Below are 1,229 nucleotides of genomic sequence, written 5' to 3'. Positions count from 1 at the left end.
CTTTTCACAAACAAAACCACCGCTTAATAGCAGTGGTTTCGCTATTATTACAGGATATAATCTTACAGTAAAGAGGGATAGTTGTTAATACTCTTATACATTAGATATCATCAGATTTGGAATATTACTTTTTTCTACTTTATTTTTAGAAAAGTTTTTTAAAAAATTTGTAATAAATGGTAACTATAGCTGTATAAATAATCATATTAATTCCAAATTGCCCCAAATTACTACCATTAAGCTTCTGACAGTCACTTGAATAAAACTCAAAATAAAACCTAGGTAAGCCTATTGAAAAAGAATTATTAAAAGGTTCTTGACCTAAGAATTTCTGATAGAAAATACTTAAAAAGAGATAAGAAAAAAAACCTACTATTACTTTTATTATTCTTATAATTAATTTCATAACTTAATATTACATTTATTTTGATGGTACTGTTGCATTTCTATAGTATTCAATAGGCTTCAAATATCTATAACCATCGGGTGATTTTGCAGTATATCCTCTTCTGTAAATTGTTAATGGATCTACAATTCCATCTGTTTGTGATCTCATATACACATTTCCAAATGATAACCCAAAATTATTTAAAATAGTATTGCTAAACTCTCCAGAAATTGTTTTTGACCCCCCTGCGCTTCCACCTATTCCAGCTGTGTAGTAAACATTACTAATTCTCATAAATTTTTCAGCAAAAGTATCACTTTGACAACCATAAAAAGCGGCAACGCTATTTTTTGGATCAAAATTCCAATTTATTTTGGACCAACCAACTAAAGACATTTGTCCTTTGTCAATTAGATCTCCTGATTCTTTTGATAAATCATAAGGATTGTTTTTATCATATTCCCCGACAGGTCCATCTGTAGAAGCATGAGAAAAGACACTTAATTCTAATGTTTTACCATAACCTTCTTTTTTTGCAATATCTAATTCTCTTTTTACAATATTTGCAAGTTTTCCAAAATTACCCTCTAAAAGTTCAACTATTTTATCATTAGGATAGTTTCTCCTTATTTCATTTATTCTTGTTTTAGCAGCATCATTCATATCTGCACTTGATCCCATATTTAAAATAAATCTGATTCCTCCCTTTGGTCCGGGTCCTAGATTTTCCCATCCCGTAAATATATTCCCTCCTGATGTTCCAGTTCCTGTAGACATCGTTGCCACATACATTTTAAAAGCAAATTGTGCTGCTTCTCCAGAAGCGAACATTGCATCATTC

At 30.3% G+C, this 1,229-nt stretch carries 1 protein-coding gene; it reads right to left on the bottom strand.

The window, feature by feature from the left end; genetic code table 11:
• Positions 1–421: 421 nt before the first annotated feature.
• Positions 422–1,229: hypothetical protein (locus AC27VX_RS23730; protein WP_488698446.1), on the bottom strand; the 808-nt coding region annotated here is incomplete at its 5' end.

This window comes from Chryseobacterium sp. 14P4.3.2, assembly GCF_057799275.1.
This window is presented reverse-complemented; position numbering and strand designations above follow the sequence as displayed.